7 protein-coding genes are annotated in these 6968 nt (G+C 55.8%); 4 read left to right on the top strand and 3 right to left on the bottom strand.

The window, feature by feature from the left end:
• Window positions 1-530 (bottom strand): MFS transporter (locus CPT76_RS33785; protein WP_181153225.1); only part of this gene is annotated, 530 nt, incomplete at its 3' end.
• Window positions 531-977: 447 nt separating this feature from the next.
• Here CPT76_RS33785 and CPT76_RS33780 point away from each other — a divergent pair.
• The 3 genes from CPT76_RS33780 (at window position 978) to melA (ending at window position 4381) form a co-directional block, all read left to right on the top strand.
• Window positions 978-1754, top strand: a complete 777-nt coding sequence (locus CPT76_RS33780) for an MBL fold metallo-hydrolase (RefSeq protein ID WP_105446014.1) — start codon at window positions 978-980, stop codon at window positions 1752-1754.
• Window positions 1755-1783: 29 nt separating this feature from the next.
• Window positions 1784-2731: an AraC family transcriptional regulator gene (locus CPT76_RS33775; RefSeq protein WP_308737721.1), complete on the top strand. Its 948-nt coding sequence runs from the start codon at window positions 1784-1786 to the stop codon at window positions 2729-2731.
• A gap of 141 nt (window positions 2732-2872) precedes the next feature.
• Window positions 2873-4381: an alpha-glucosidase/alpha-galactosidase gene (melA, locus tag CPT76_RS33770; protein ID WP_105446013.1), complete on the top strand. Its 1509-nt coding sequence runs from the start codon at window positions 2873-2875 to the stop codon at window positions 4379-4381.
• Window positions 4382-4506: 125 nt separating this feature from the next.
• Here melA and CPT76_RS33765 read toward each other — a convergent pair whose 3' ends face one another.
• On the bottom strand, window positions 4507-5304 hold the full coding sequence (locus CPT76_RS33765; RefSeq protein ID WP_076173429.1) for a Cof-type HAD-IIB family hydrolase: 798 nt from the start codon (window positions 5302-5304) through the stop codon (window positions 4507-4509).
• A gap of 133 nt (window positions 5305-5437) precedes the next feature.
• Window positions 5438-6283 (bottom strand): DMT family transporter, encoded by an 846-nt coding sequence (locus CPT76_RS33760; RefSeq protein ID WP_308737720.1) that lies wholly within the window; start codon window positions 6281-6283, stop codon window positions 5438-5440.
• Window positions 6284-6514: 231 nt separating this feature from the next.
• On the opposite strand from CPT76_RS33760, the gene CPT76_RS33755 reads away from it, so the two are divergent.
• Window positions 6515-6775 carry a YqkE family protein gene (locus tag CPT76_RS33755; protein ID WP_105446012.1) on the top strand — a complete coding sequence of 87 codons (261 nt, stop codon included), beginning with the start codon at window positions 6515-6517 and terminating at the stop codon, window positions 6773-6775.
• Window positions 6776-6968: the final 193 nt, after the last annotated feature.

The following is a 6968-nucleotide window of genomic DNA, read 5'->3' as shown; positions in this document are numbered from 1 at the left end:
ACGAAGCTGGTCATGTCGATCAGAATGGCGCCTTCAATTACCGAGGTAATAGTAAGCTGCTGAATCCGTAGACTCATGCCGAAGAGCATGAATACGCCCGAGATGGACATGTTCAGGCTGGAGGCCTGCACGTACTGTTCGGGTTTCATGACCCCCTGGAGCAGGCTCATTTCGGCGGGTGCAAAAAACTTCGAGATGGCGCTGCGCAGAAATAGAAGGGCAAACGCGCCGACGATCCAGTTTTCATAAATGGCCAGCAGCAGGACCAGGGAGAGGACCGCGCGGATCCAGTCGCTGTTGACGGCGATGCGTTTGCGGTCGAGTCGGTCGGCAAGCACGCCGACGAACAGGAACACGACCAGCGTCGGCAGAGAGTACATCAGCTCGGCTAACGTGGCGTAAACGGGCTGGCTGCTGAAGCGGTCGACGAGATAAAAGGCGAAAGCCATGCTGCCAACCATCGACCCAAGCTGGGATGCGAAGTTGGCCAAAAACATTTTAACAAATGTGGCATTGCGGAAAAGCTCCATGCGGGTGACCTCGTTTCTTCTAAATTTTACGGTACAAATATGGCGAACTTGGAGTGGTTGATGGACTTCTCCCGGCACCGGGCACCCGCATTGTGCGGTTCATCCGATCATCTGTGTCCTGCTTGCGCCGGTCAGGGGCAGTTTTAACAGCGGTGCCTGATGCGTCCGTCGTTCGCAGCTTTGATCTCAGTGTACTCGAATAAGCTGCCGGAAAAAATCGCCGCTGGTATGATTTTGCAGTCGGTCTCTGGACCGAGAACTCTCAGAAAGGCGAATATGGTATCATATTATAGATTGAACTCAAGTTTCGAATTGAACCCCCTGTTGTAACAGCTTATCCAAGCCCTTCAACATGAATTTCTTGAGTTCATTCTATATAGCTGTAACGAATCAGGAATATAACCACCACTCTACATACATAGGAAAAATAAGGAGATGACCGACGCAATGGACGCATTGATTTTTTTGGGAACCGGGGACGCGATGGGCGTCCCGCGCGTGTACTGCAGCTGCGAGGTGTGCGAGGAGGCCCGGACGACGGGGGTGAACCGGCGCTTGCGTTCTTCCGTGCTCGTCCAGGGGCAGGGGGAGGCCGACAGCTTTATTATCGATTGCGGCCCGGATTGGCGCAGCCAGATGGAAGCGATCGGGCAGCGGGCGACGGCGCGGATGCTGGTGACGCATGCGCATTTTGACCATATCGGCGGGCTGCCGGAGTGGGCGGATGAATGCCGCTGGCGGCAGGCCAAAGGGGAGCTGTATGCCCCGCAGGAGGTGCTGGACCAAATTCAGCGGCAGTTTCCGTGGATCCACCGGCAGCTTCAAATGATTCCCGCAGATGCTGGAATCGAGCTTGGCGGCTGGAACATCACCACGTGGAAGGTGACTCATGGGGCGAACGGTTATGCCTATGCATACCGGCTGGAGAAGCCGGGCTTCCGCTGGGTGTACTGCTCGGACTCGATCGGTCTGAACGAGGAGGAGAAAAGGCCGCTGCACGGCCTGGATCTGCTGGTGCTCGGGACGAGCTTTTTTCATGAGACGGCGCCTTATCCTACCCGGTCCGTGTACGATATGAGGGAAGCGGCAGAGCTGCTGCAAGAGGTGAAGCCGCTGCGAACGGTCTACACCCATATGTCGCATGATATCGACCTGAACCGGTCTTATCCGCTCCCTCCGCAGGTAACGCTAGCTGTGGCCGGGATGAAGGTTGAGCTGGTCTGACCGTTAAGGGAAAAAGGAGGTTCGTATCCATGGCAAACGTCAGCGGATGGAATGGCAGCGAATTGGACGGATGGGAACCCGGCGGATTATTTCCCGAAAAGCTGATGCTGGCGGACTGCCGTCCGGAGGTGAGCGCCTACTATTTTAAAGAGTGGAACGGTTTTGACATGGCGCTGCATACCCATGACTCCTCCGAAATCATGTATGTCATAGATGGGAACTGCTCAGTCGGGGTGAAGCCGTTTGGCGAAAACGAAGCGGTTGTGCATTTGACCAAAGGAGGCTTCATCCTGCTGGACGGAACCGTTCCCCATCGCCTGCTGGTGACGGGAACCTGCCGGATGCTCAACATCGAATTCCGCTTTGTCGAGAGGGATGGGGTGCTGCCGTCGACGAAACAGCTGGCCGAGGGAGAGGAGGCGCTGGCGGCGCTGTTCCGGAACCCGGCTCCCTATGTCGTGCTTAGGGAATTTCATGACGTGCATCAGCTGCTGAAAAATCTAGTTCTGGAGCTGGACGCCGCCGAATCCGGACAGGAGCTGATGCCGCAGCTGATGCTCGCCGAGCTGCTGATCCGGATTGCCCGGCTGCATCAGGAATACGTGGAGGCCGGTCCCGATACGCAGAGTATGTACGTGCGGCAGTGCATCGAGTACCTGTATCAGAACTACGATCGCAGCATCCAGGTAAAAGACGCCGCCGAGCATGTCCGGCTTCACCCCGGGTATTTGCAGCGGGTATTCAAGCAGAAGACAGGCATGTCGATCATGGAATACCTGAACGCCTACCGGATGGATAAAACGGCGATGCTCCTGCGACAGACGGAAATTCCTGTGGCGGATATCGCGGATTACGTGGGGATCGGCAGCCGCCAGTATCTGCATCTGATGTTCAAAAAGCATACCGGCCAGACACCGGTCGAGTACCGGAAGGCTTCCCGGATCGCAGGGTACGTGGATTCCCGGGACGTGCATTAACCCATATCTAAAAAGTGAGAATTGTTGACACTTTTCCGGCAAAGAGGTCATGAATTTGATAACGTTTTCCCAGGAAGGGTTGCTACAATACCTGTATCAGGGTGAACCTGGCGACTATTCTTGAGGGAGGCGGTTTTTGCCGTGTCATTTAAAATTGCTTTTATCGGGGCGGGAAGCATTGGCTTTACCCGTGGACTGCTGCGCGACCTGTTGTCCGTTCCGGAATTTCATAACGTGGAAGTTGCTTTTACGGACATCAATCCGCACAACCTGGACATGGTAACCGAGCTGTGCCAGCGGGACATTCGGGAGAACGGGCTGGACATTAACATTCATTCGACAACGAACCGTCGTGAGGCGCTGAAGGACGCCAAATACGTCATCTGTACGATCCGCGTGGGCGGCTTGGAGGCGTTCGCGACGGATGTGGACATTCCACTGAAATACGGCGTCGATCAATGCGTGGGCGACACGCTGTGCGCAGGCGGCATCATGTACGGACAGCGCGGCATCGCCGAGATGCTGAACATCTGCAAGGATATCCGCGAAATGGCGTCCAAAGACGTCCTGCTGCTGAACTACGCCAATCCGATGGCGATGCTCACGTGGGCCTGCAACAAGTACGGCGGGGTCCGCACGGTCGGACTGTGCCATGGGGTGCAGGGCGGCCACTGGCAGATTGCGGAGGCTTTTGGCCTGAAGCAGGATGAAGTGGATATCATCTGCGCGGGCATCAACCATCAGACGTGGTATGTCCAGATCCGCCATAACGGAGAGGACCTGACCGGCAAGCTGCTGGAAGCGTTCGAGAAGCATCCGGATTTCAGCCGGACGGAAAAGGTACGGATCGACATGCTGCGCCGCTTCGGCTATTACAGCACGGAATCGAATGGACATCTCAGCGAGTATGTTCCGTGGTACCGCAAACGGGCGGACGAAATCAACGACTGGATCGACCTCGGCAGCTGGATCAACGGGGAGACCGGAGGATACCTTCGCGTCTGCACGGAAGGGCGCAACTGGTTTGAGACCGATTTTCCCAACTGGATGAAGGAGAAGCCGTTCGAATACAAGCAGGACCAGCGCAGCCATGAGCACGGATCCTACATCATCGAAGGCTTGGAGACAGGACGGGTGTACCGGGGGCATTTCAACGTGGTCAACAACGGAGTGATCACCAATCTGCCGGATGACGCGATCATCGAGGCTCCGGGATACGTCGACCGCAACGGCATCTCCATGCCGGTGGTCGGGGATCTGCCGCTCGGACCGGCGGCGGTCTGCAATGCGAGCATTTCCGTACAGCGGCTGGCGGTGGAAGCGGCAGTGCACGGCGACGACAAACTGCTCCGCCAGGCGTTTATGATGGACCCGCTGGTCGGCGCGGTGTGCAACCCGAACGAAATTTGGCAGATGGTCGACGAAATGCTCGTGGCACAGGAGCAGTGGCTGCCGCAATACGGGGATGCCATCGCCGAGGCGTCGGTACGGCTGGCTTCTGGCAACCTGATTCCGACCCGGGAAGGATACCGCGACGCGGCACGCCTCAAGGTGAAGACCGTGGAGGAAATGCAGCAGGACCGGGAAGCCGCCAACAAAAATGCCGGCGAGTCGGATAAAGGCAAGGACCGGGCCAAAGCGGTTCAGTAAACGGTAAACCAGCAGCCGGGAAATATCAGCCGGCAAACAAAAAGACAGCTTGCGAACAGGGATCGATGATCCTGATTCGCGGCTGTCTTTTTTAAATCTTGCGTATCGCTAAATATTCGACCGAATTAAACGTTCAGCACAAACTTCTCAATCGCGGCCTTCACGCCTTCGTCGTTGTTGCTTAACGTTACGTAGTTCGCAATGTCTTTCAGCGCCGGGATGGCGTTGCCCATCGCAATGCCAAGGCCTGCCGCTTCGAGCATCTCATGATCGTTCCAGGAATCGCCGATGGCGATCGTCTCGGACATGTCGCAGCCAAAGTGGCTGGCGAGGAAGGTGAGGGCATGGCCTTTGGTGCCTTCGCGGTGCATGATTTCGAGGAAGTGCGGCTTCGATTTGGTGATGTGCACTTCGTCTCCCAGCAGGTCGCGCAAAATCGGGATCAGCTGATCCAGGTAGGCCGGATCGTCGATGATGAGCATTTTCGGCGTCTTCTGAGCGATCAGCTTTTCAAAATCCGGCTCGATATAGTAAGGCGTGCGGTTGAGTTCGCTGTAATCCTTCAGCTTCTGGTTCTCTTCACGGGCGTACAGCTTGTCGTCGATATAAACCTGCAGGTGAAGGTTATGCTCGATGCAGTACTGGAACAGCTTGTATCCCGCATCCTTTGGCACGTAGCGCTCGTAAAGGACTTTTTCGTCCATCAGGTTTTTGACCAGTGCCCCTTGGTACGTAATGATCGGCACGTTCAGCCCGGTTTGGCGGGCAATGGCTTGGGCAGAGGCATAGGCCCGGCCCGTGGCCAGCGTGACGACTACGTCTTTGGCGACCGCCTGCTCCAGCGCCTGCTGGGTGCCCGGGGTCACCTCTTTATCGTCGTTAATCAGAGTATCGTCGATGTCGATCGCGATCAATTTGTACATGGTTCTCTCTCCTTTAATCATGGCGAACCTCTCTGCCTATAAGGGCGCTGAAATGCTCGTCCATGTTCTCTCTACCGCAGGAAGGTTATTTCTCTAAACGTTCCTGCACAGTATGGCTCTTATCATGCTTTTATCATTGTACCTCACGCGGGGCAGATTTCAATTCCGCGAGGATCATTCCGGCAAAAATACAAATACATCCCAGTCCCGCCGCAGCGCCCAGCACCTCTCCGCCGAAGGTGACGCCCGTCAATGCCGCAAAGACCGGTTCCATGGCAAAAATAACGGCAACCCGCGACGGGTTCGTATATTTCTGGCACATGGTCTGGATCCAAAAGGCGAACGCGCTGGTCGGACCAATCGACACCAGGAGAGCCCAGATCACTTCCGGCTTCAGCAGACGATCCGCCACCTGCGCCAACGGACCCACATCCTCAAATAACAACGAGGAGAGGAGGCTGAGCAGTCCGACGACCGCCATCTGCATCGCAGCCAGGGGCAGTGCGGAATAGCGCGGCGCAAACACGCCTGTATACGCCACATGCAGAGCGAACGCCACCGCGCACAGGAAGATGAGAAAGTCGCCTTTGTTCAGCGTCAGGGCGGTACCGGCGAAAGCCAGCAGGTACAAGCCGGCGGCGGCCAGCAGCGCGCTGATCCACGTATAGCGGGATATGGGGCTTTTCAGCAGCAGGAGCGCCAAAAACGGAACAAACACGACGGACAAACCGGTAATAAAACCGGCGTTCGAAGTGGCCGTGTACAGCAGTCCCACCGTTTGAAAGGCATAGCCCAGAAACAAAAAAAGGCCCAGCAGGCACGAGTGGAGAAGCATTTTGCCGGAAATGTCCCGCCACTGGCTGCGGTAGAAAAACGTAATGATCAGGGCCAGCAGCACCGCCGCACCCAAGAAGCGGATGCCGTTGAAGGCAAGGGGAGGCAGGACCCGGACCGCATGCTGAACGATCAAAAAGGTCATCCCCACATCATCGCCACGATGAGCAGGCTGAGGTCGGCAATACGGGAGCGGTTCAAATGAAGTCATTCCTTTCACGGTTCGTACGATCGGCCTGTGCAAAACAGGCAAGCGACCAAATTGTAACGTAAAACCCGAGTGAGAACAAGGATCAAAAAGGCACGAAGGGCGGGTTCAGGGCATGACGGAGCCTGGGAAACCTGCTATAATGTGGGTGGAAACGGAGATGATACGATGGCTAAGAAGAACCGAAACCAAGCCCCGAGCAAGCCGCAAGTCTCGGATAAACCGGCGACGCTGAAGGATCTCCTGAGCAGCGAGGTGCTGGATAAGCTGAAGCAGCAGTCCAACGAGCTGAAGGCGGAGCAGCAGAAGCAGAAGGAAGAGCAGGAGAGACAAGCGGCCGAAGCGCGCAAAGCGGAACAGAAGCGCCTGGATAACGATTTTGAACATCTGCTGGAGAACAGCAGCATGGACTGGCGTAAATATAAATGAGAAAATGATAACTATAAGAAAAGCTGCCGGTTAGCGGCAGCTTTTTGTGTGCTTATTTTTCACTGTCCATATTTAGCTTCTTTTCGAATAAAATGTAATCCTGCCCGGGACCTGTATAGTCTTTGGCCATCGTCAGCTTAAAGCCCATGCGGGCGTGAAATTTCATGGACGTTTCGTTCACAGCTGAGGTAAT

The sequence above is a fragment of the Paenibacillus sp. AR247 genome, from assembly GCF_002968895.1.
Taxonomy (GTDB): domain Bacteria; phylum Bacillota; class Bacilli; order Paenibacillales; family Paenibacillaceae; genus Paenibacillus_AQ; species Paenibacillus_AQ favisporus.
Note: the sequence above shows the minus strand (reverse complement) of the source record. Positions and strands in the feature narration are given on the sequence as shown.

Bases quoted from the DNA above. Each gene is read 5' to 3' on its own strand.
- CPT76_RS33755 (WP_105446012.1), top strand. From the start codon at position 6,515: ATGGCTAAGAAGAACCGAAACCAAGCCCCGAGCAAGCCGCAAGTCTCG.
- CPT76_RS33760 (WP_308737720.1), bottom strand. From the start codon at position 6,283: ATGACCTTTTTGATCGTTCAGCATGCGGTCCGGGTCCTGCCTCCCCTT.
- CPT76_RS33765 (WP_076173429.1), bottom strand. From the start codon at position 5,304: ATGTACAAATTGATCGCGATCGACATCGACGATACTCTGATTAACGAC.
- CPT76_RS33780 (WP_105446014.1), top strand. From the start codon at position 978: ATGGACGCATTGATTTTTTTGGGAACCGGGGACGCGATGGGCGTCCCG.
- CPT76_RS33775 (WP_308737721.1), top strand. From the start codon at position 1,784: ATGGCAAACGTCAGCGGATGGAATGGCAGCGAATTGGACGGATGGGAA.